This window comes from Anaerobacillus sp. CMMVII, from assembly GCF_025377685.1.
Taxonomy (GTDB): Bacteria; Bacillota; Bacilli; order Bacillales; family Anaerobacillaceae; genus Anaerobacillus.
Genome location: NZ_JACEHK010000001.1, coordinates 507,183 through 528,575, shown reverse-complemented (window position 1 = coordinate 528,575; position 21,393 = coordinate 507,183). Strand labels below are relative to the sequence as shown.

At 37.8% G+C, this 21,393-nt stretch carries 19 protein-coding genes; 1 reads left to right on the top strand and 18 read right to left on the bottom strand.

What is annotated here, in order from left to right; all coding sequences use genetic code 11:
• Positions 1-42 precede the first annotated feature (42 nt).
• The 4 genes from H1D32_RS02895 to H1D32_RS02880 form a co-directional block, all read right to left on the bottom strand.
• Positions 43-1,302: a substrate-binding domain-containing protein gene (locus H1D32_RS02895; protein ID WP_261176658.1), complete on the bottom strand. Its 1,260-nt coding sequence runs from the start codon at positions 1,300-1,302 to the stop codon at positions 43-45.
• A 255-nt stretch (positions 1,303-1,557) separates the two neighbouring features.
• Complete coding sequence (locus tag H1D32_RS02890; RefSeq protein ID WP_261176657.1) at positions 1,558-4,800, bottom strand: winged helix-turn-helix domain-containing protein; 3,243 nt, start codon at positions 4,798-4,800, stop codon at positions 1,558-1,560.
• A 236-nt stretch (positions 4,801-5,036) separates the two neighbouring features.
• Positions 5,037-5,258: a YdbC family protein gene (locus H1D32_RS02885; protein ID WP_261176656.1), complete on the bottom strand. Its 222-nt coding sequence runs from the start codon at positions 5,256-5,258 to the stop codon at positions 5,037-5,039.
• A gap of 31 nt (positions 5,259-5,289) precedes the next feature.
• On the bottom strand, positions 5,290-6,279 hold the full coding sequence (locus H1D32_RS02880; protein ID WP_261176655.1) for a sodium-dependent bicarbonate transport family permease: 990 nt from the start codon (positions 6,277-6,279) through the stop codon (positions 5,290-5,292).
• Positions 6,280-6,476: 197 nt separating this feature from the next.
• Here H1D32_RS02880 and H1D32_RS02875 point away from each other — a divergent pair, with 197 nt between their 5' ends.
• Positions 6,477-6,671 (top strand): alpha/beta-type small acid-soluble spore protein, encoded by a 195-nt coding sequence (locus tag H1D32_RS02875; RefSeq protein ID WP_261176654.1) that lies wholly within the window; start codon positions 6,477-6,479, stop codon positions 6,669-6,671.
• A gap of 145 nt (positions 6,672-6,816) precedes the next feature.
• Here H1D32_RS02875 and H1D32_RS02870 read toward each other — a convergent pair whose 3' ends face one another.
• From H1D32_RS02870 to hutH, 14 genes are all read right to left on the bottom strand, one after another.
• The gene (locus H1D32_RS02870; RefSeq protein ID WP_261176653.1) at positions 6,817-8,238 is read right to left on the bottom strand and encodes a hypothetical protein; all 1,422 of its coding nucleotides are present in this window, start codon (positions 8,236-8,238) and stop codon (positions 6,817-6,819) included.
• Positions 8,239-8,653: 415 nt separating this feature from the next.
• Positions 8,654-8,992: a type II toxin-antitoxin system PemK/MazF family toxin gene (locus H1D32_RS02865; protein ID WP_261176652.1), complete on the bottom strand. Its 339-nt coding sequence runs from the start codon at positions 8,990-8,992 to the stop codon at positions 8,654-8,656.
• Complete coding sequence (locus H1D32_RS02860; protein ID WP_261176651.1) at positions 8,982-9,179, bottom strand: DUF2281 domain-containing protein; 198 nt, start codon at positions 9,177-9,179, stop codon at positions 8,982-8,984. The genes H1D32_RS02865 and H1D32_RS02860 overlap by 11 nt, the downstream gene beginning before the upstream one ends.
• 126 nt (positions 9,180-9,305) lie before the next feature.
• Positions 9,306-9,500 carry a hypothetical protein gene (locus H1D32_RS02855; RefSeq protein ID WP_261176650.1) on the bottom strand — a complete coding sequence of 65 codons (195 nt, stop codon included), beginning with the start codon at positions 9,498-9,500 and terminating at the stop codon, positions 9,306-9,308.
• 106 nt (positions 9,501-9,606) lie between these two features.
• Positions 9,607-10,080 carry a hypothetical protein gene (locus H1D32_RS02850; RefSeq protein WP_261176649.1) on the bottom strand — a complete coding sequence of 158 codons (474 nt, stop codon included), beginning with the start codon at positions 10,078-10,080 and terminating at the stop codon, positions 9,607-9,609.
• 75 nt (positions 10,081-10,155) lie between these two features.
• Entirely contained in the window at positions 10,156-10,320 is a 165-nt protein-coding gene (locus H1D32_RS02845) for a hypothetical protein (RefSeq protein WP_261176648.1), read from the bottom strand.
• A gap of 580 nt (positions 10,321-10,900) precedes the next feature.
• The gene (locus H1D32_RS02840; RefSeq protein ID WP_261176647.1) at positions 10,901-13,126 is read right to left on the bottom strand and encodes a GGDEF domain-containing protein; all 2,226 of its coding nucleotides are present in this window, start codon (positions 13,124-13,126) and stop codon (positions 10,901-10,903) included.
• 265 nt (positions 13,127-13,391) lie between these two features.
• Entirely contained in the window at positions 13,392-14,678 is a 1,287-nt protein-coding gene (locus H1D32_RS02835) for a putative bifunctional diguanylate cyclase/phosphodiesterase (protein ID WP_261176646.1), read from the bottom strand.
• Positions 14,675-15,289 (bottom strand): cache domain-containing protein, encoded by a 615-nt coding sequence (locus H1D32_RS02830; RefSeq protein WP_396126142.1) that lies wholly within the window; start codon positions 15,287-15,289, stop codon positions 14,675-14,677. The genes H1D32_RS02835 and H1D32_RS02830 overlap by 4 nt, the downstream gene beginning before the upstream one ends.
• Before the next feature lie 20 nt (positions 15,290-15,309).
• Positions 15,310-15,732: a hypothetical protein gene (locus H1D32_RS02825; RefSeq protein WP_261176645.1), complete on the bottom strand. Its 423-nt coding sequence runs from the start codon at positions 15,730-15,732 to the stop codon at positions 15,310-15,312.
• A 172-nt stretch (positions 15,733-15,904) separates the two neighbouring features.
• Entirely contained in the window at positions 15,905-16,864 is a 960-nt protein-coding gene (gene hutG, locus H1D32_RS02820) for a formimidoylglutamase (protein ID WP_261176644.1), read from the bottom strand.
• On the bottom strand, positions 16,857-18,113 hold the full coding sequence (gene hutI / locus H1D32_RS02815; RefSeq protein WP_261176643.1) for an imidazolonepropionase: 1,257 nt from the start codon (positions 18,111-18,113) through the stop codon (positions 16,857-16,859). The genes hutG and hutI overlap by 8 nt, the downstream gene beginning before the upstream one ends.
• Positions 18,110-19,780, bottom strand: coding sequence for a urocanate hydratase (gene hutU / locus H1D32_RS02810; protein WP_261176642.1), 1,671 nt, complete (start codon positions 19,778-19,780; stop codon positions 18,110-18,112). Before hutU ends, hutI begins: the two co-directional genes overlap by 4 nt.
• Before the next feature lie 85 nt (positions 19,781-19,865).
• Entirely contained in the window at positions 19,866-21,374 is a 1,509-nt protein-coding gene (gene hutH, locus H1D32_RS02805; protein ID WP_261176641.1) for a histidine ammonia-lyase, read from the bottom strand.
• Between the last annotated feature and the right edge of the window lie 19 nt (positions 21,375-21,393).

Below are 21,393 nucleotides of genomic sequence, written 5' to 3'. Positions count from 1 at the left end.
CGGAGCACGCATTGAAATCATCGTGCTCCACCTTTATTTTAATTAGCGACTATTTTGAATTACAGGTGCTGTTTCTTCTGGTGAAAGTTCACGCTTCAAGACTGGTACCGGATAATCAAACTCATCCGTCATTTCGAGTGTAATCGCATACATTGTTTGTAAAGCTTGGTGATCCTCCGGACGGAATGTCATTGGTCCTTTTGGAGTATCAAACGTCATTCCTTCCATAGCTGTAATTAAAGTTTCCGTATCAACATCACCATTTGTTTTTTCTAGTGCTGCGACGATTGCCATTGCTGCCGCAAAGCCACCAGGTGTAAATAAATCTGGCATCTCGCCATTATGGCGCTTTTGATGTTCATTAACTAACCAATCGTTCACTTCATTATTTGGTAGACTATGGTGGTAAACAGTGAAGCCTTCCATACCAACAACATCTTGCATGGTACGTAGGGCTGCAATATCTGGAGCTCCTGTCGAGATTTTAATACCGCGATCTTGAATTCTCATATCCTCTAGTTGTCCCCAAGGATTATTAGCGCCCGCCCAAATAACAAATAAGTAATCTGGCTGTGCATTAATAATTCGTTGAATATTCGAAGAAAAGTCAACACCTGCTGGATCCGCAAACTCTTCATGAATGATAGTTGCCCCCAGATCTTCTGCAGCCTTTTTAAACGCTGCAACTCCATCTATACCAAATGCGAAATCTTGTGCCAACGTCGCGATCTTTACACCTTCTTTGGCAATCGCAGCAGCACCGGCAACAGCATCCTGTGACGAGCTTCTACCTGTACGGAAAATGTACTTGTTCCAGTTTGCCCCTGTGATACTGTCAGCGACAGCAGGTTCAACAACCATTATTTTTTTATACTCTTCCATTAATGGTAAAACGGCTAATGTATCACCAGACGAAGAAGAACCAACAATAAAGTCGACTTTATGATCCTCTAGTAATCTCGTAGCCTTTTGAACTGCTACATCTGCTTGGGTTTCTGTATCCTCAATAATGAATTCAATTTTCTTCCCGGCAACTTCCATTGTGCCACCAGTTGCATATTCCAGCCCAAGTTCAAAACCTTTTACTGTTTGCGCACCATACGCTTCTAGCGCACCTGTTAATGATGTTAATAACCCAATTTTGACTACTTCCTGCTCCTCTTTCACTTCTGTCGGCGCTTTTGGTGTTTCTTCATTTGGTTTTTCTTGTTCGCCACCTGTATCACTAGAGCTACACGCTGCAAGCATTACGAAAGCAAGTAGTGCAAACAGAAACCCAAGCCACGTTTTCTTCAATCTCATCTTAAATCCCCCTTTTTTGTGATATCTTCAGTATTAAGGATGAAGGTTACAAATAAGTTACATTTTTAAATATTCAGTCTTTTAAGAGTGCAGTATAACCTACTCACTTGAACTCCGCTAACCTCCTATTTTTTACTTTTCATTTCATCCTTACTATACAAATACGAAGTTACATCTTAGTTACAAAATAGTTTCTCGGGATTTTTCTGGTGATAAGTTCGAGTAATCTCAAGCATCAAAACATACCACAGCCTTCTACAAAGCCATACTATTTAATTCAACATTAGCGTTCTTTTTTATTCTCTTATAGATTTGCTTTGTTGCATCAATCGGCTCAATTCCTAATTCTTCCTGAAGTACTTTACAGCACCTTTCATAAATTCGTAGAGCGTAGGTTCGATTTTTCTTTTTATAGTAGGCATACATCAAAATTCGGTATGCCTCTTCCCAGCAAACATCCTTAACAAGAATTGCTTCACTCCAATAAATCGCCTCATCGTACCCTTCATTTTCAAGGTATAATTGCGCTAATTTCTCAGCTCCACGTAAGAATAAGACCTGTAATCGTTCTCGTTCTTCTACACACCAGTCATCATAGCGACGAGTTGGTAGATAGTCACCTTCATATAAAGTTAGCCCTTGAGTTAGAATTTCAATTGCTTCTTTATTTCCTTTTTCCTTTAGACCTTTTTCGATCGTTAGTTCGAAAATCTCCGAATCAACTTCCAAAACAGCCTCTTTATTAATTCCATATAAAGAATCTTCTCGTTGAATAAAATATGGATTACTTCTAGCTTGACGCCCTGGTTCAATCGCTTTATTGAGTGCATTTAGTGCCACTTTAAAATCTCGTTGTGCTGAATCCTCATCAAGTTCATGCCAAAGCAATTGTAACAATTCACCTTTTGGGAACATCTTTGTTTTATAGGTCACAAAAACCTGAAATAATTCTTTGGCTTTTTCACGCTTCCAACTTTTTTCATGGATTTTTTCGTGCCCCAACCACACCTGAAAATCACCTAACGTTTTCACTTTAATCGAGTATCCTGGATGAAAGGTTAAGTGCTCTAATCCAAGCGTCGCTAGTAAACGATTTGAGCTCATAATTTCTAGTTCTTTAGCTTTCAGTAGCATGGGGATGATCAATTGCAAATCTTTAGGACCAAACAATGTTTTACTAGTTACGAAGAATTCATAGTCGTATTCATGAACCAATTGCAAAAACTTTTCCATATTAGTTGCAAAATCTAGCCAATTTTCTTCATCATGAGCAATTTTTGCTAACCAAAAAAATGTAACTGTGCGACCATATTTTCCATCACATTTCTCAAAGCCTGTGGCAGCCTCTAGTAATAAACGTTTTGCTTGTTCAAATTCCTTACAATATATTGCGGCGATTGCTTGAGAAACATGTACAAAAGCGGCTAACCATTGGTCTTTGACCCGATTTGGTTCTTCAATAGCCATGAGCGACATCTTTTGAGCCATTTCATAGTTTCCTAACCTTCCATAAAGTACTGTTAAGCCCATGTAGGCCTCGGACTTGCCTCGAGACATATTGATTTTTTCCATTAACCCTAATGCTGTTTCATAGCATTGGATCGCTAACTCATGACTATATTTCGAATCTAGCTGTACAACATGGCCCATTCTGATCCAGCCACAAGCTTCTACAAATGGAGACTTTCGGATAGTCCCTCTTAGGATCGCTCGTTCAGCTAGCCTTTTTCCTTTATCTAACTCTCCCATAAACGAACAGATGATTGAAAGTATAAGATCTGTTTCCCTATGTGACTGGGTAAGCGGATTTTCACTTACTTGATTTGCCGTTGACGTCTCAATTAATGTTTTCGCTTGGTGTAGCTCGCCAATACGTAAAAAATAGCGAGACACTAACTCTACCTTTGTAAAATCTGCTTGAACCGCCTTGCATTTATTTAACCACTGCAACGCTTCTTTCATTTTCCCTAGATTCACTAGATTTTCAGCCATTAGACTATATAGTTGTATTTGCCGATCCGGATTTTCTTGTTCTTGTTCCATTAACCAAATTGATTGACTCAAATGACTATCGGCTTTTGCTGGCTGAATTGTGTCTAGGTATATTTTTGCTTTTCCTTCATGTGCCAAGCTGCCCGCTCGTACATCTTCATTAAGATCTGCCAATTCTTCAAGCTGCCGGTAGCAAGTAAGCGCTCTCTCATAATGGCAAAAATAGCGATTAATTTCACCTTCAATAAACCAAAGCTTACGATATTCCATTTTGATATTTGTTGTAAGTCGTTCAAGCATTTTTGAAACAGCATCAATCTTGCCTTGCTGAAGAAGGGTTTGGCCATACTCCTCTAAAATACAACCAATCTTTTTATTCTCATCAATTTTCTGATAATGGTAGATCGCTCGTTCATAATCCTCTTTTGCGAGAAAATAGATGGCCGCCTGGTTCTGATACTCATAAAAACATTCTTCATCCTGTCGCAATTGCTTGATTAAAAAGTCCTTAAACAAAGGATGATAACGATACTGTTCCGTTCCAATAGGAATGATAAATAGGTTTTGGGAGAGCAAGTTCGCTATCATTCCTTGAGAATCTTGCCGCTTTAAAACAGCATTACAGAACGGGTTATTAAAATCGTCAAAGATACAAGTAGCAAGTAAAAACTGTCGAATATCGCTCGGTTGCTTTGAAAATACTTCCATGGCTAAATACCGAAAAAGTTCTTCTAGTGATCGTATATGTAAATGTGCCTTGACCTCAAGATCACCAGTAATCTTAAATTGCTGCCAGATCATTTGAATGGCAATTATCCATCCTTCTGTTAATTCATAAACATAATTTATTTGCGATTCATTTAACTCGAGATGATAAAAATCTCCAAATAATACTTCAACCTCCTCTTTCGTGAAAGCCAAGTCGGCCTCAGTAATTTCAAGGAGCTCGCCATGGACAAGTAACCTCGTCAGAATGTCCCATGTCGGTCGTATTCTTCCACTTAAGACCAGATGAATTTTTTTTGGTAGATATTGTATTAATAAACTTAACCACCTAATACTGCTGCTAGAGGATTCTAAGTAATGAATATCATCCAAAACAATGATCACAGACTCGTCCATGCCAACTAGTTCATTAATAAACTCAGAACATAGAAACTCAATTTCTTCGTCCATATTGTCAATATTCTCATTTACTAAAAACTCAAGTAAGCTCTGACCAAACGATGGAAAAGTTACTTGGACTGCATATATCATTTGGACAAGGAACGGAATGAAATGATCCTCCTGTTTCGATAGGGTATACCAGCAGTAGCGTCCCTTGTGATTTTCTAAGAAAGATGCAATTGATGAACTTTTTCCATAGCCTGGGCCAGAGTGGATTAAGGTGATTGGTACATCAAGTATTCTTCTCAATTTTTTACTTAATACTGGTCTATACAGATTTGTATCTTTTACCAGCGGTGGAATAAATTTTGTTCTTATAAATGGATATCTCTTTCGCACCGACCTTCCCCCCATTCACCGTTAAGTTTTCTTAATATTCTATATTTTACCATAGGATATTTTAAACTAGTAAATTATATGCAACAAACAGTGGAAATACTTGGAGATGTGACTGAATTTCATAATTACCTTAGTCAAGCTAATTGTAGTTGCAAAAATAATGAAGGTTGAAATTCATTAACAAATAAAATTACAAAAAAACGAGTATGAGGAGTTTCTCATACCCGTTTCGACTGTTATAATTCCATTTTATTTAACAACTCTTTTAAAGTCTTCAACTCTTCTTTTGATAATGTTAAACCTTTTCCCATCTTTTGATGGTCTGGATCCCATTCACGGAGATCATATTTTGCAGAACGTTCATTCCAGCTAATTAAGTTTAACTCTTTTTTCCAACCCTTTGCACTTTCTGAAATATGTCCATACTGTTCTAGAATTTCATACTTTATTTCAGCCATAAAATCACAACCTTTTTCATGAGATTTCCCCTTAATAGATGATTGTTGCAAACCAGTAAAAATAAGGGATTCCAACCACTAAATTAAATGGTAGTGTCAACCCAAGCGCTGACCCTAAATAAATGCCAGAATTTGCTTTTGGTATAGCTTGTTCAACAGCAGCTGGTGCTGCAATATATGACGCGCTTCCTGATAAGATCGCTAGAATAAATGCCCCACCCATTGATAAACCGATAAAGCTTCCAACAAGAATTCCTATTGTTCCACCAATCACTGGCAAAATAAACGCAAATAAAAACGAAGACAATTTTAACTTCTCAATTTTTTTAATACTCTGTGTTGCAATCAACCCCATATGTAATAAGAAGATACAAAGCAGTCCGTAAAATAAATCTCCAAATAATGGAGTGATTTTCGCAAGCCCATCTTCATGAGCGACGAAACCAATAAAAATACCGCCCAATAATAAGAAAATACTTTTCCCGAAGAATGCTTCTTTCATAACATGGCTCAAACTTGCATTCGGGTTGTCCATGTTTTGCCCTTGTTTTTGTGCATACATCTTATAAAAGATAATCCCTAAGATAATCGCAGGTCCTTCCATCACAACAAGGATTGCTGACATATACACTTCATAATAAACTTCAATTTTTTCAAGGAAGGCTAATCCTGCGATAAAGGTAACCGCACTTACTGAACCGTAATGAGCAGCAATCGCCCAAGATTCCGTCACTGAAAATTTAAAGAGCTTGGCTACCACCAGATATGAAATAAAAAGCATCCCCACACTTAATAAAAGTGCTGCAATGATTGTCGGTAGCATTTCCATAAATGAAACATTTCTAAGCTCGACACCACCTTTTATACCAATCGTAAACAAAATAATCATGGTGTAACCAGTATAAAAGGCAGACGGAACTTTTAAATCGGAGTTAACGATCACTGCTACAATACCAATTAGAAAAAATAAAATCATTGGCGATAATAAATTCGCATAAGCAATTTCAACAATTTGTCCCATCTGAACACCTCTGTATGTAAAGTTTTCTCAAAAAATTTCTTATTATCACAATAACACTAGTACAATTTATCGTCTACAGTGAAAACTTCCATTTAGCTTTCAAAAAATTACCAATATAAAAATATAGTTATATCATGCATAGAAACTCTCGATCTACACATTATAAACTCACAACATACGAAAGGAGGTCGAACAGCATGGCAAACAACTCGAACAATAATCAACTTTTAGTTCCTGGAGTACAACAAGCACTAGACCAAATGAAGTATGAAATCGCTCAGGAGTTTGGTGTTCAACTTGGACCAGATGCAACTGCGCGTGCCAATGGTTCAGTTGGTGGTGAAATCACAAAACGTCTTGTACAAATGGCTGAGCAACAACTAGGACGTTAATTAATTTCTACCTACCTCCACAACAAGAGGAAAGATGCTAAGCTATCCTACCTCTGGCTAAAGAAGAAGGGCAAGGGCTCAACCCCTTGCCTTTTCTCAATCTCAAATTTTAAAAACCTTCTAGTTTAGAATTCACAACTAGCTGTTACCAAATTAGCAAAGCGACAATTGTAGATACAATTAAACCAATGATAACCGGGAAGAAATTTTTCCGAACAAGCTCCATGACTGAAACACCACAAAGTCCAGCTACTGCTACGAGTGAAGACCAAGCAATTAAAGTACCTCCCCCAGTCCAAATTGAACCCATTTGCCCGATAGCTGCTAATGTTGAAGCATCCATTGAACTTGAAGCAAAGGCTCCAGATAAAGCACCCGTTAATGGAAGGCCGGAAAATCCTGATCCATCTAGTCCAGTAATGATCCCAATAATTAAAATTCCAAAGGCTGAAAGAATACTATTATCTGGTATGAAATTTTGGGCTGACTGCACTAAATCAAATAAGAAAGCTGGAGGTGCTGTGTCACCAAGAGAAAGAATACTTCCTGCGAATTCTCCACTTCCTAAAAAGAAGAAACCAGCAATTGGAATAACAGGACCCATCGCTTTAAAGGCAAACACGAAACCATCTGTGATATGCTCACTAATTACTTCTAGTGCCTCAGCTTTGTTATAGGTAATAGTCGCAAGACTTAGTAAAAGTACAGCAACCCCACCAATAAATGCAGCACCATCTCCACCTTCAAAGCCACCCATTCTACCGCCACTAGCTTTCGTATAAATCATATATATCATCACGATGAGCATTGAAAGAGGAACCAATATTGCAAAAGGTTTACTCCATTTTTTGTCAGCCTTTACTAGAATTTTTTTCTTTTCTTCATTACCTTGAAGTAAAATCAACTCTTTTTCGATCAGCGGACTATCAGGTTTCCTCATTTTTGTTCGAAAACTAAGGTAGGCAATGAAAAGCGCAACCCCACCAGAGATTAACGACAACACTAAGGCTTTATCCGCTACAAGCGCGGTATCAATTCCCGCGGACCTTGCACTTAAACCCGGAGCAATTTGCATAACATAATCTGACGATAAAGCCATCCCCTGACCTGCAAGAGCAACAGCCATAGCTGCCCCCATTAATGGAAGACCCGCTCTTACTGCAGCAGGAACTAGTAAAGCACAGATTAGTGGAACAGCCGGTGTTGGCCAGAAAAATAATGAAATAATGAAAGTAACACCAATGAGTATGAAATATGCAACATGCCCATTGGTCATAAACTTTTGGATTGGCGCAATCATTTGCTTATCTGCACCTAAATCCTTTAACGAATGCAACAAGGCTACCATAAAAGTAATGATTAGAAAAATACTAAATAGCTCTTGCGCAGCGGTTAAATTGGCATTAAATACAGAAGTAAACCCACTTACAATACTTCCGTTATAGACAGTAGCTACAAGAAAAGTTCCTAATAATGTTGGTAATACTACACCTTTTCTGAAGATCATCGTTACAATGATTGCTAGTGTAACGATACCATATATCCAATGAGCCATTGTTAATGTCAAGATATTGTCCTCCTTTTACTTTGGTCGTGCTCAGATTTGAATATATAATATGTGCATATACCCAGATTGGTGAAGAAGAAAAAGGGGGGCGGTTTTGAAGTAGAAAATTTAAATTATGGTGCTAATTCGATGGAATAAATGGACTAATAAATTAATTGCAGATTGGTACTATATTGTGGCAATCGAACTACTGCTCACCTATTGGGATTATGCAATAATTGAATATCTACTCATAGAAAGCAACAAACCTCTTGGGAAATTCCCAAGAGGTTTGTACTTTTGTTTAATATTTGTTTTTTACTAACGCATTCGTTAATTTAAGTGAACATATTCATAATGGATATATTTTAGTTTTAGTACCGTTTGATAATCAAAAAGGACTGCTTATCGTAGCCCATTAATACAAGTATAATTACTACTTTATTAATTGTTCTATTTTAGTTCTAACACTATTCAATACTTTAGTATTTACTTTACCAAATCTTTTTCTAATAATTCCTTTTGAAAGTGTATAAACTTTGTCTGCTCTCACTGCTGATGTAACTTTAAGGGCACCTTCGTCTAAGTCTCTTTGTTCAATTATAACAGAATAATCAAGGTCCTTTAATTGTGATGTAATAGCAACAACAAGAATATCATCAGTCATCTGATTATAATCATCGTTTGAAATGATGAGAACAGGACGTTGTTTTCTATTTGATAAGTCACTGAATGGTACTGGAATTAAAACAATGTCACCTTGTTTATGCATCATTCCAAACCTCATCGTCTATGTTATTATCCCAAAAATCAAGGCTACTTTCGCTCGCTTTTGTTAAATCTTCTGATAAGCTTTTTTCTTTTTTTGCCTTTAGATATTCAGCAAAGTCTAAAATTTTATCCACTTCTCGATCTGGAATTTCATCAATAATTTTTAGTAATCGTTCTTTAGCAGTATTCATGATGTCATCACCTCTTCCATGAATATTTTATCTAATTATATCACTTTATAAAACTTCAAGCCATTGGGGTTTAAGTTAAGCTCCGTTAGCTCAAGGGAAACGTCTTAAATAACAGTTTGATTTTCTTCACTTTTGTTTTTGATTGCGGTACTTTTCGTCGATAATTATCCAACCCCAAAATATACTAATTGCTAAAAGAGGCATAAAACTTGAAATTTGCCAAAATCCTTGGTTGTCTAGTGAAACAGTTATAATTCCAAGTGGAACAAAGACTATAAGAAATTTTTTAGTTCCCTTTTTGAGTTTATTAATTTTATTCATTCCCGCCTCCTTAACAATTTTGTCCTGTTTTTTACTTCAACAAGAAAAAGCCATTCTCCTTCTTAAAGAATAGCTCCCGTTAGCACAACAACATATAGTAATTTATTTAATTCTCTAATTGCCCTCTTAACCTAACAAAAATAGCATAAATCACTATTATTAGTAATAGAAACGTTGCTATTATTAAGGGCTGTGTTAAATTTCCAATAGGTGTGGTTAGGAGAAATGATAAAACGTAACCTAATCCAAATATGGCAAGAAACAAGCATAGTTGTAAAATTATAAAATAGCTTAACGCACTTCTTTTTTTTCGATAATAAAAGAGTGTTATAGCTGTGAGTATAAATAAACCTAAAAATAAGAATTCAACAACGGATGTCCATGTTCCTAACCCTTGAATACGTTGAATATCTTCTTGAGTAAGGTAATTGGTACTTAACCAATGTTCAGATTTATTTAAGCGATAATTATCCAATAAAACATACCCCAGATAAAACACCAACATCAGTCCAACATATAAAGAAGTTACATTCCCTTTATTTTCCACCAAAATGTCTTTGTATTTTTTATTTTGTTTCATTAAATCCCTCCCTAAAATTACCCACAAAAACTCTGTGCCTTTTTCAATTAACGAACTGGCATTCCTATTTCGGAATTATTTCTTTCCTTTTAATTCCTCAATTTCTTTTTGAAGCTCTTTGATTTTTAAATCTTTTTTTCTATAACTGCTTTTCATCCAAAAGAAGATTAGTATTACTCCGCCAACTATACCAACAAACATTAACAAAATAAAAATAATTAAAAACATTTCTTGAGCCATAAACATTCCTCCTCTTTTATAGGGAAACTCCCCAACTCTTCAATGGGTTTACTATTTTCGATACTTAATTGTTCAACTCTTCTGCTTCGTTAGTGTAAGTACATCTATTCACAACGTTCTTTTCTAAAAGATTGTTGCTATTTGCTTTTAGGTCGTAACCAAGCGAATGCTTGGTTCTTCACGCTTTGCGTGAAGCTTTTGAGAATAAATAAGCCATTGGGACAAATAAATTTGTCCCAAAAAGCTTATTTATTCTCAAAAGACGACCTAAAAGCAACAAAGTTTACGAAAACAGCCTTTCACAAAGACAATGTAGTTTACACTAATATATTAACATATATATCCAATAAACCTTAATAACTATCATAATAATCACCAAATTGCATAGAGAACAAAAAGCAAAGGAATTACCAATTCCCTTGCTTTTTATAATGCTAATTTACTGTTAATAGCAATGATTACTAGGTTTTTACATTTTAAGGTGATAAATGTTCATAGGAATCTTATACGTGACAATCTACAAAAAAAGAGTACGAATCTCCTGATTCGCACTCTGGTCTACCTATAATATTTATACCCACTATTTTCTAGCAAAGTGTTCGACGCGATTACGCCCCTTATCCTTTGCTCGGTATAACGCTTTATCCGCCATGCGTAGTAATTCTTCACGATCCATGCCCAGTTGCGGCGTAATTGTAGCTGCTCCAACCGTTAACGTAATATGATTTGCCACCTGGGAATATTCATGACCAATTTGTAAGGAAGTAATATTATTGATCATATTACTTCCTACTCTGATAGCTCCATCGATATCTGTGTTAGGTATAACAGCAACGAATTCATCTCCACCATATCTAGCAACAAAATCGGTTTTACGTTTTGGGACCTTTTTTAGAGTCTTGGCTACTCGGCAAAGTACCCGATCCCCTTCTTGGTGCCCATAGTGATCGTTATATTCCTTGAATTGGTCGACATCGATGAGAATGACAGAAAGCGGCAGTTGGTCTCTTCGCGCTCTTTCCCACTCCTCGATATACAGTTGATCAAATCTTCTTCGGTTTGCAATTTCCGTTAAGCCATCTTGCTCTGAAAGCTTCACAAGCTTATTGTTTAGTTTGACAAGCTCTAACTCTGATCGCTTTCGAATAGCAACTTCTTCAGCGAGCTTCTCGGATTTTTCTGCATTATTTATCGCAATAACGATATAAGAAACCAGAGCTCGAATAGACTCGAGAGCATGCTGATCATAAGCATTTTTTTCTTTACTCTGAACTGTTACAACCCCGATGATTTCCCCTTCTAAAATCAGTGGGCAAAAAATGACTGAAGGTCTTACAGTTCCAAACGTACTTTTTAGTCCTTCTAAATACTTTGGGTATTCTTGTTCTGTGTCATTTACCATGATTTCTTGCTTATTCTTGAAACACCAGACAGCCCAGCTCGATTTACTACTTAAGGGAATATCAAAATTAGGTGCATTTTCGCCTTCTTCAATGTAGAGCTTATATTCAATGGCGTCTCTTTGTTTATTGTACATGCCAATTCCTAAAACAGTTGCATCCATTAAGCTATTAATATTCTCATAAATGCGTCTAAAAACCTTGTTCACGTCTAGGGTTGCTGTAATACTACGCCCAATTTCGCTAATGATTTTCATTTGGGTGTAAGATCGAGACAATTCATGGGTTTTTTGCTCAAGTTTCTCAGTCAAGATTTCAAAAGCTTTGTTTTTCCTTTGGGATTCCTCAGCCTTTAGTTGAATCGCAATCCCTCTTAACTTACTTTCCTGTTCAAGGTTGGTAACCTCTTTTGTTTGGTCATGGAACTTTTTATAATAGAAAATTGTTTCCTCTACGTCGCCCATGCTTTCATAGATACTAGCTAATAAGGAACTAATTTGAGAAACAAAGTCCTTTGCTTTAATTTTTTCAGCCAGTTCTAGGCCTCTACGTAAATATGAAATTCCAATGTCATTCTGTTTTAGATCTTTTACTACATGAAAATAATCAATATAAAGCTCTACCTCTAGAAAAACATCACCAACTTCGCGATTGATTTCTAAGCATTGCTCAAAACAACTGATAGCGTCCTCTAGGTTTCCCTTTTTATAAGCCAGCTTTCCAAGAAAGTGCAAAGAACCTACTTGTCCAAGCCCATCCTTTTCCTGATTACTAATGAGTAAACTTTTTTCTAGATACTTTTGGGATTCGACATAATTATCTAAAGCAAAATAGACAGCCCCTAAATTGATTAGCGGGACAGTCATTTGCATAAGTTCATTCTGCTTTTCAAACTTTTTGAGGCTTTCTTCATAATACTTTAATGAAATCGTATAATCTTGAAGTCGATAGTGGATTTCACCGATATTATTTAATAGTCCAGCAATTAATCTATCGTACTTAATAGCGGTTGCTAAGTTTAAAGCTTGACCATAATATTCAAGAGCCTTATCGTATATTTTTAAATAAATGTTAACGTTGCCGAGAGCATTAAGGAATTCAACCTCATATTCATTTTCATTTATTTTCTGAACTCTTTTTAATCCCTCAATTAGTTCTTCTAATGCTTGTTCTAAATCTCCTGTTAACCACAAGCTTCTTCCTATGTGTAAAAGACTCTTTACTACACCTTTCTCATTCCCATCTAGCAATGATGCCATTTCATAAGCCTTCCTAGATAAAGCTAAGGAATGAAGGGGCTTTCTACGTTCAAGGTCTTCCGAAAGTTGGTTTAGGATACGGATTTTCTCTTCCGAACCGCAACAGTTAAGGAGTAAGGGCTCATATTCTTCTATTATCGCCTTCAAAGTTTTCCCTCCACTTACTTTAAAACTGTAAAAATAACCTACCTATCTATTTTAAGTAATTATACTAAACTTTTAAACTATTTAGTTATTTTTTTTTGGATTTTCCAAAAAAACACGTTACGCAAGCAATTTTTAATTATTAATTTACCTTTATTATTAAGCCTTATACATGAAAACCACTGGTAAAATCAATACTTAATTGTCGTCTCTTTCATATAGTCACAAAAGTCAGCTCCACTACTTTTCATGTGATGCTGACCTTTGCTTATTTGGCTTCCCGAAGTAAAAGTTCTTCAATTTGATTTGGATTTACAGGTCTACTGATTAAGTACCCTTGGATTTTGTCGCAGCCTTGCTCTTCTAAAAATTTGACTTGCTCTATCGTCTCGACTCCTTCGGCAGTCGTTGCAATATTGATGGTTTTCGCCATGTTTATGATCGTCGTAATAATCGTTTTTGCATTTTCGTCTTTGTAGATTTCATTGACAAAAGAGCGATCGATTTTAAGGGTATTTATTGGAAATCTTGTAAAATAAGCTAACGAAGAGTAGCCTGTCCCAAAGTCATCAATGGCAATACGAATCCCCATTTCCTTTAGCTTGCTCATTTTTTCAAGCTTTTCTTCGACCATTGTCATCGCATTCGTTTCAGTAACCTCAAGCTCAAGAAACTGTGGAGCCATCGCTGTTTCTTCTAAAATGGCTTTTAACATATCCAAAAAATTTGGTTGTTCAAATTGTATCGCTGAAATATTCACAGATACAAACATGTTGTTGTAGCCTAAATCATGCCAACGTTTGTTTTGTTTTAAGGCTTCGCTGAGCACCCATTTTCCGATATCTACAATCATTCCCGATTGTTCTGCTACTTCAATAATTTTCAGTGGTGATACTTTGCTAAATTGTTTATTGTTCCATCTAATTAGCGCCTCTGAACCTATGATCGAGTTCGTTTTCAGATTAACTATCGGTTGAAAAACGAGGTATAACTCATTTTTCGTGATCGCATGGTAGAGAGCATTTTCGATCTTTTGCTCCATCTTAATCACTTCATTCACGTTTATATCGTAATACTGATAGCGATTACCACCTTGTTTTTTCGCTTGAACCTTGGCAATATTGGCTTGATTGACGATTTCCTCAACTTTAATTAGTGAACTATTCGTTATGGCGACCCCAATCGAGATTTTTAAGCGATATTCCTGATCGTTAATGATCATCTCCGTACTACACTGTTCCCAAAGCAACTTAATTCGTTCCTCTAGTTTCTCTAGCGACTCTTCCTTTAGGAGTAAGATAAACTCATCGCCAAAATAGCGACCAATCCCTTCCTCCTTTTCAATAAATTGAGAAAGCTGATCAGCTAACTTTTGAAGGACTAGATTTCCTCCGATGTAGCCACTGATGCTATTAATCCTCTTAAAGTCATCAATGGAGATCACTGCGATCGCGATGACAGGATATTTTTTCCGAAGTTGGATCGCCCGTTGAGGTAAATCTACTAAAAACCCATTTAGATTGTATAAATTCGTTAATGAGTCATAATAAGTCAACTTTTTATTTGCCTCAGCATTTGATTAAAGCTCTTGGCAGCTGCCCCTACTTCATTTTTCACTCTGACATCAGCAACAACATTCAAATCTCCTGTTTCCGCTTTTTCAAACACCTTTTTGAGTTCTAAAATCGGTTTGGAAATTGTCGTTGCATAATAAAAAGCAAAGATACTCATTAAAATAAGTCCCATGATAAAAAACAAAATAATTTTCACACGGGCACTACTTAATTCTCCTAGTACCTCTTCTTTGTTAATTGAAAGTAATAACGTCCATCCCGGGGAGCCTTCAATCCCTTTGTAAAAAATAAACGTTTGTTCACCTAAATTGGACTCCAGTTCTAACCAACCTATACTATCTTCTTTGTTAAAGGCAGCAATGTTCTCTTGATTAATTGGAACTAGTTCAGTTATATGTCGGTTCTCTCCAATCGTGTTGTCCGGATGGGCAACAACTCTTCCATCTTGATCAACAATCCAAGCGTAGCCCGTTTTTCCAAGGTTTATTGATTTGGCAACACTATTTAAGAAGGTATTTTCGATCACAATATTGACTAAACCAACTAACCCTTCATCTCTTCTTACTTCATGAGAAATAATGACAATTGGTATTTGAGCTTCTGCATAAGGGCTTAGAAACGGTTGTGAGATCCACGATTGTTGTCCTTCTTTGATAATTTTACAAATTGCTCCTGTTCACTTATATCGATAAAACTACCAAAGGTTGTCCAGCCATGCCCATCAAGTGTAGCGATTGTCATGTTTCGATGCTGTCCTTCGATAACTAGATTTGGTAAATACGCCTGGATTTTTTCCAGATCCATCGACCTAACAATTGGAGACTGTGAAATCATCTTAATCTCTTGAGCAAACTTCTCAAGTTCTTTATTAACTTCATCCGCTCTAGCATTGGTAATTTCTTGATATTGAACCATCATATGTTCTGGTAATTTATTTAACTCTTGATTGACGGCATAGATTAAAAGGCCAAATAAAATAAGCATACCACCTAATAAATATATGAGCATCTGACTTCTAATCGATTTTATATTCACTCTCTAGATCTCCAATCGTGATGGCAAATTATGTACTAAATAACTTAATGTTACTTTATTATACTCGATACTTGTCGTTTTTTGTGGATTTTTGTAATATTTTTCTGAAAACTTCGACAGTACTTAAAACACAAAAAGACAGGCGTATCATTACGCACTGTCTCTTTGGTCATTATCGCAACCCTGCTTTTTCCTTCCCTTTTAAAAAGTGCAAGACAACATGGGCTGCTAATCTACTTGTCATATTTCTGAAATCTACTGTTGGGTCTATTTCGACAATTTCTAAGCCTTTGACCATCGGCTGTTCACCTAAGTAAGTGATTGCTTCAATTAACGTCGATGCACTCATTCCACCAGGTCCAATCGCCGGGCACCCCGGAGCTTCAGCTTGATCAACAACATCCATATCAAGTGACACATAAATGACATCGACTTCATTCTGCAACTGCTCAATTGCCTCTTTGATCAGAGCTTTAATTGGACGTTCACGAACATCTTTCATCGTATAGATTGTTACTCCGTGTTCTGTTGCATACGTCCGGTATGCCTTTCCATTCGAAAAATCACGAATTCCAATTTGAACTAGATGATTTCCGTTGATTGTTTGTGTTTCTAGCAAACTGCGGAATGGAGTTCCATTTGAAGGACCACCATCCTCTAAGTTACGAACATCGTGATGAGCATCAAATTGAATGACACCTACTCTACCTTTTGCCTTCGCTAAAGCCTTGACCGTCGGATAGGTGATTGAGTTATCACCACCAAGGATAATCGGTAAAAAATTCGGATGTTGCTCGTAAACTTCAGCAAGCGTTGTAAATATTCGTTCTTGAGATTGAACAATGTCAGTCACATGCATGACAATATCACCGAGATCCTTAATGTCCCACTTATCTAACTCAAAATCCTCCTCAATTGAATAGGTAGAAAAAGCTGCAAAGGCCTTTCGAATCGTTCCTGGTGCAAGATGTGCACCGGAGTGACTAATCGATGATTTTGAAAGTGGCGCACCAATCAGACCTACCCCTAGAAGCTCACGACCATCCCATGTATGAACAATGTCTGAAAATCTTGTTACATGCCGATCAACAAAAGGGGAACCAGATGGTTTCAAATATTGAAAGTTAGTCACGAATTCCCATCCTTTCAGCAACCAGCTTTCCATTTTTGATGACTTTGTTGACGTGATTGACACCATAATGATAAGGAATGTACAAATAGTTTGGCGCATCCCAGATCACGACGTCAGCTTTACGTCCAATTTCTAACTGCCCTGCTTCCTCACCACGTCCGATCGCATAAGCCGCGTTTACTGTTACAGCGTTCCAAATTTCCTCTGGAGACATCTTTAACTGTAGCGCTGCAATCGACATGATTAACTGAAGGTTTTCCGTTGGTGAGCTACCTGGGTTAAAGTCTGTCGCTAACGCAACCGTGACTCCCTGTTCAATCATCTCACGAGCTCTAGCAAACGAGCTCTTCCCTAAATAAAAAGTCGTTCCTGGTAACAAAACAGCAATTGTCCCTGTTTCTGCAAGCATTCGAATTCCCTCGTCCGACGCACCAACGAGGTGATCAGCTGAAGTGGCTCCAAGAGCTGCTGCCATTTCCGTGCCACCAAGAGGATCTATTTCGTCCGCATGAATTTTCAATCGAAAGCCTTTTTCTTTTGCTTTTCGTAAATATTCCCTAGATTGATCGACGGTAAAGACACCTGTTTCGGTAAAAATATCAACAAATTCCGCTAACTGTTGTTCTTTTATTTCAGTTAAAAGCGCAAGCATTTCTTCTAAAAATTGCTCTGGATTTTCCTTATGTGTTTGTGGAATTGCATGAGCTCCTAAAAATGTCGAGACCAGATCAATTTGATGATTTTCCTGAAGTTCTTTGGCTACTTTCAACTGCTTCAGCTCAGTTTCACGATCAAGTCCATAGCCACTTTTTGCTTCAACTGTTGTCGTACCGTACGTCATCATACGATCGAGATGAAAACTGGCCTTCTCATAAAGTTCCTCCATTGTAGCATTTCTAGTTGCTTGAACTGTTGAAAGAATCCCGCCACCGCGCGCTAAGATTTCTAAATACGGAACTCCCTGTTGCTTTAAAGCCATTTCATGCTCTCTTGAACCACCAAAAACAACATGAGTATGTGGATCAACCAGCCCAGGAGTCACAAGTTTCCCTTCGCAATCGATGATTGTATCAGCTGTTACTTCAGAATCATCGGTACCAATATACGCAATTTCTCCAGCTTTAATCCCAAGAACTGCTCCCTCAATTACCACAAGTTCCTGCATCGCTTTGCCGCTGCGTGGGCCATCCGAACGCATCGGTAATAGCTGCCCGATGTTTGTTAATAAGAGATCTACATGTAATGTCATTCTTTACCTCCATCCATTGGGATCACGATATTTTTTTCTTTTGCAACCTCTTTCGCAAGCTCATAACCGGCATCAGCATGGCGGATCACACCCATCCCAGGGTCTGTATTTAAGACACGCTCAAGCCTTGCCTTGGCGCGGTCACTACCATCTGCAACAACGACCATTCCTGCATGAAGAGAATACCCCATGCCAACTCCACCACCATGGTGTACCGATACCCAGCTAGCACCAGCTGATGTATTAACTAAAGCATTTAATATTGCCCAATCACCAACTGCATCACTACCATCTAGCATTGCTTCTGTTTCACGGTTTGGTGATGCGACCGAACCACAATCTAAATGATCACGGCCAATGACAATCGGAGCTTTTAACTCACCGTTTTTGACTAGCTCATTCATTGCAAGCCCCATTTTTACACGTTCGCCGTAACCTAACCAGCAAATCCGTGAAGGTAAGCCTTGGAAAGCAACTCGTTCTTGTGCCATGTCAATCCAACGATTTAAGGCTTCGTTCTCAGGGAACAGTTCCTTAATTAAGCGATCTGTCCGGTAAATATCCTCAGGATCACCTGATAATGCAACCCAACGGAATGGGCCTTTTCCTTCACAAAAAAGCGGTCGAATATAGGCGGGTACAAATCCAGGAAAATCAAAAGCGTTTTCTAGCCCTTCATCTTTGGCTACTTGGCGAATGTTATTTCCATAGTCAAACACGATCGAACCTCTTTGTTGGAACATTAGCATGGCTTCGACATGCTTCTTCATGCTTTGGTTTGCAAGCTGAACATAAAGTTCTGGATTTTCTTTTCGAAGTTGATCCGCTTCAGTGATGGAATAGCCTACTGGAACATAGCCATTTAGCGGATCATGTGCTGATGTTTGATCTGTAACTATATCAATTTTGACACCGCGTTCTAAGATTTCATGATGAACCTCTGCCGCATTTCCAACAAGTCCAATGGATAGTGGCGTTCCGGCCTCTTTAGCAGCTAAGGCCCACTCAAGAGCTTCATCTAATGAATTGGTCATTTGATCACAATACTTCGTATCAATTCGTTTTTGGATCCGTTCCTGATCAACGTCAACGGTTATAACGACTCCATCATTCATCGTAACTGCGAGCGGCTGTGCGCCACCCATTCCACCAAGTCCAGCCGTTAAGGTTAACGTTCCTCTTAAGGTATTGTTAAAATGTTTTTTTGCAATTGCTGCAAACGTTTCATACGTACCTTGTAAAATCCCTTGTGTTCCAATATAAATCCAGCTTCCAGCCGTCATTTGTCCGTACATCATTAATCCTTGCTTCTCAAGGTGATTAAAATGCTCCCAGTTCGCCCATTTCGGTACTAACACAGAGTTAGAAAGCAATACTCTCGGTGCTTGATCGTGAGTACGAAAGCGTCCAACTGGTTTTCCCGATTGTATTAATAAGGTTTCGTCGGCTTCTAATGTTTTTAACTGCTCAACAATCGCATCAAAGGATTCCCAATTACGAGCTGCCTTACCAATGCCTCCATAGACAACGAGATCCTCTGGCTTTTCAGCAACCTCAGGATCAAGATTATTGCAAAGCATTCGTAAGACTGCTTCCTGTTCCCATCCCTTACACTGCAATTCGACTCCACGTTTCGCTTTAATTACACGGTTTTTGGTTTCAGTCATTTATGCCACTTCCTCTTTTTTTTTTAAAATTTGGTCAATAGTTTCATAGTTTAGATGAATTTCAAGTATCTATAATCCTCAGCTATTAAATTTTAATGAAATTCATAAATTCCGAAAACTGCTCTTTTAACGAAGCAGTTAAGGATTCAATATCCTTTGCAAATATGCGATCAGCCGTTATAAACGGTACAACTTTTCGTCCTTCATCTAGAAATTGCTTAGTTGCGGAGGCCATTTTTTCGACACCACGAATTTCACAAGCTTGCATGGCACAAATCGCTTCGATAGCTAGTACACGGCGGACATTGGTAATAATTTGATAGGCATGGCGAGAACCTATCGTTCCCATACTTACATGATCCTCCTGGTTTGCTGAAGACGGGATCGAATCTACACTTGCAGGGTGTGCGAGTGTTTTATTCTCTGAAACTAAGGCGGCTGCTACATATTGCATAATCATTGCCCCTGATTGAAGACCTGGCTCTGGACTTAAAAATGGCGGCAAATCATTTAATTGTGGATTTACGAGTCTTTCAATCCTTCGCTCTGAAATATTGGCAAGCTCAGCCATCGCTATCTTTATGAAGTCCATGGCAAAGGCAATTGGTTGACCATGGAAGTTTCCACCTGAAATTACTTTTTCACCATTATCAAAAATTAACGGATTGTCTGTAGCTGCATTCATTTCGATTTCTAATTTTTCCTTTACATAATTTAATGTTTGCCACGTAGCCCCGTGTACTTGAGGAATACAGCGCAGTGAATACGCATCTTGAACACGAATTTCTCCTTGTCTCGTCGTTAGTTTACTGTCAGCCAAATACGTACGAATTCGTTTAGCAACGTCGACTTGCTCTTGGTAGCCACGAGCAAGATGAATGTTTTCATCAAATGCATCAATAATCCCTTGCAAACCTTCCATGGTTAACGAAGCAATAAGCTCTGATTGTCGAGCGATTTTTTCTGCTTCTAAGTAGGCAACTACCCCCATCGCAGTCATTGCTTGAGTACCATTGATAAGCGCCAAACCTTCTTTCGCTGTGAGTGTAATAGGAAAAATCCCTTCACTTGTTAACGCCTTCATCGCAGTTGTTTTTTCACCTTTATAAAACACTTCTCCCTCACCAATCAATACAAGTGCTAAATGTGATAATGGCGCGAGATCACCACTCGCACCAAGCGAGCCTTGCTGCGGAATGATAGGATGTATATGAGCATTGACTAATTTTAATAACTGTTCAATGACGATTGGGCGAACACCTGAAAACCCTTTTAAAAGTGCGTTTGCCCGGAGAAGGACCATTGCTCTTGAGACAACCTCCGGAAATGGATCACCAACACCACAAGCATGCGAGTAAATCAGATTTAGTTGGAGAGCTTCAACATGCTCTTTATCGATAAAGACATCACTGAATTTACCGAACCCTGTAGTAATGCCATACACAACTTTTTCTTCTTGAACAATTTTTTCCACTGCTTTTCGGCTTGCTTTAACTTTTTCGATACTCTCATCGGAAGGCTTAACCTTTGCACCTCCAAAAAGAATTTGTTCAATTTCGGAAAATGTTAATGTTTGACCCGTTAATGTAACCATCCTACTTCTCCCCTTTATC

Coding starts and splice junctions, on each gene's coding strand:
- H1D32_RS02895 (WP_261176658.1), bottom strand. CDS start 1,302: ATGAGATTGAAGAAAACGTGGCTTGGGTTTCTGTTTGCACTACTTGCT.
- H1D32_RS02850 (WP_261176649.1), bottom strand. CDS start 10,080: ATGAAACAAAATAAAAAATACAAAGACATTTTGGTGGAAAATAAAGGG.
- H1D32_RS02865 (WP_261176652.1), bottom strand. CDS start 8,992: ATGATGCATAAACAAGGTGACATTGTTTTAATTCCAGTACCATTCAGT.
- H1D32_RS02885 (WP_261176656.1), bottom strand. CDS start 5,258: ATGGCTGAAATAAAGTATGAAATTCTAGAACAGTATGGACATATTTCA.
- H1D32_RS02875 (WP_261176654.1), top strand. CDS start 6,477: ATGGCAAACAACTCGAACAATAATCAACTTTTAGTTCCTGGAGTACAA.
- hutU (WP_261176642.1), bottom strand. CDS start 19,780: ATGACTGAAACCAAAAACCGTGTAATTAAAGCGAAACGTGGAGTCGAA.
- H1D32_RS02880 (WP_261176655.1), bottom strand. CDS start 6,279: ATGGGACAAATTGTTGAAATTGCTTATGCGAATTTATTATCGCCAATG.
- H1D32_RS02845 (WP_261176648.1), bottom strand. CDS start 10,320: ATGGCTCAAGAAATGTTTTTAATTATTTTTATTTTGTTAATGTTTGTT.
- hutI (WP_261176643.1), bottom strand. CDS start 18,113: ATGACATTACATGTAGATCTCTTATTAACAAACATCGGGCAGCTATTA.
- H1D32_RS02860 (WP_261176651.1), bottom strand. CDS start 9,179: ATGAATACTGCTAAAGAACGATTACTAAAAATTATTGATGAAATTCCA.
- hutH (WP_261176641.1), bottom strand. CDS start 21,374: ATGGTTACATTAACGGGTCAAACATTAACATTTTCCGAAATTGAACAA.
- H1D32_RS02855 (WP_261176650.1), bottom strand. CDS start 9,500: ATGAATAAAATTAATAAACTCAAAAAGGGAACTAAAAAATTTCTTATA.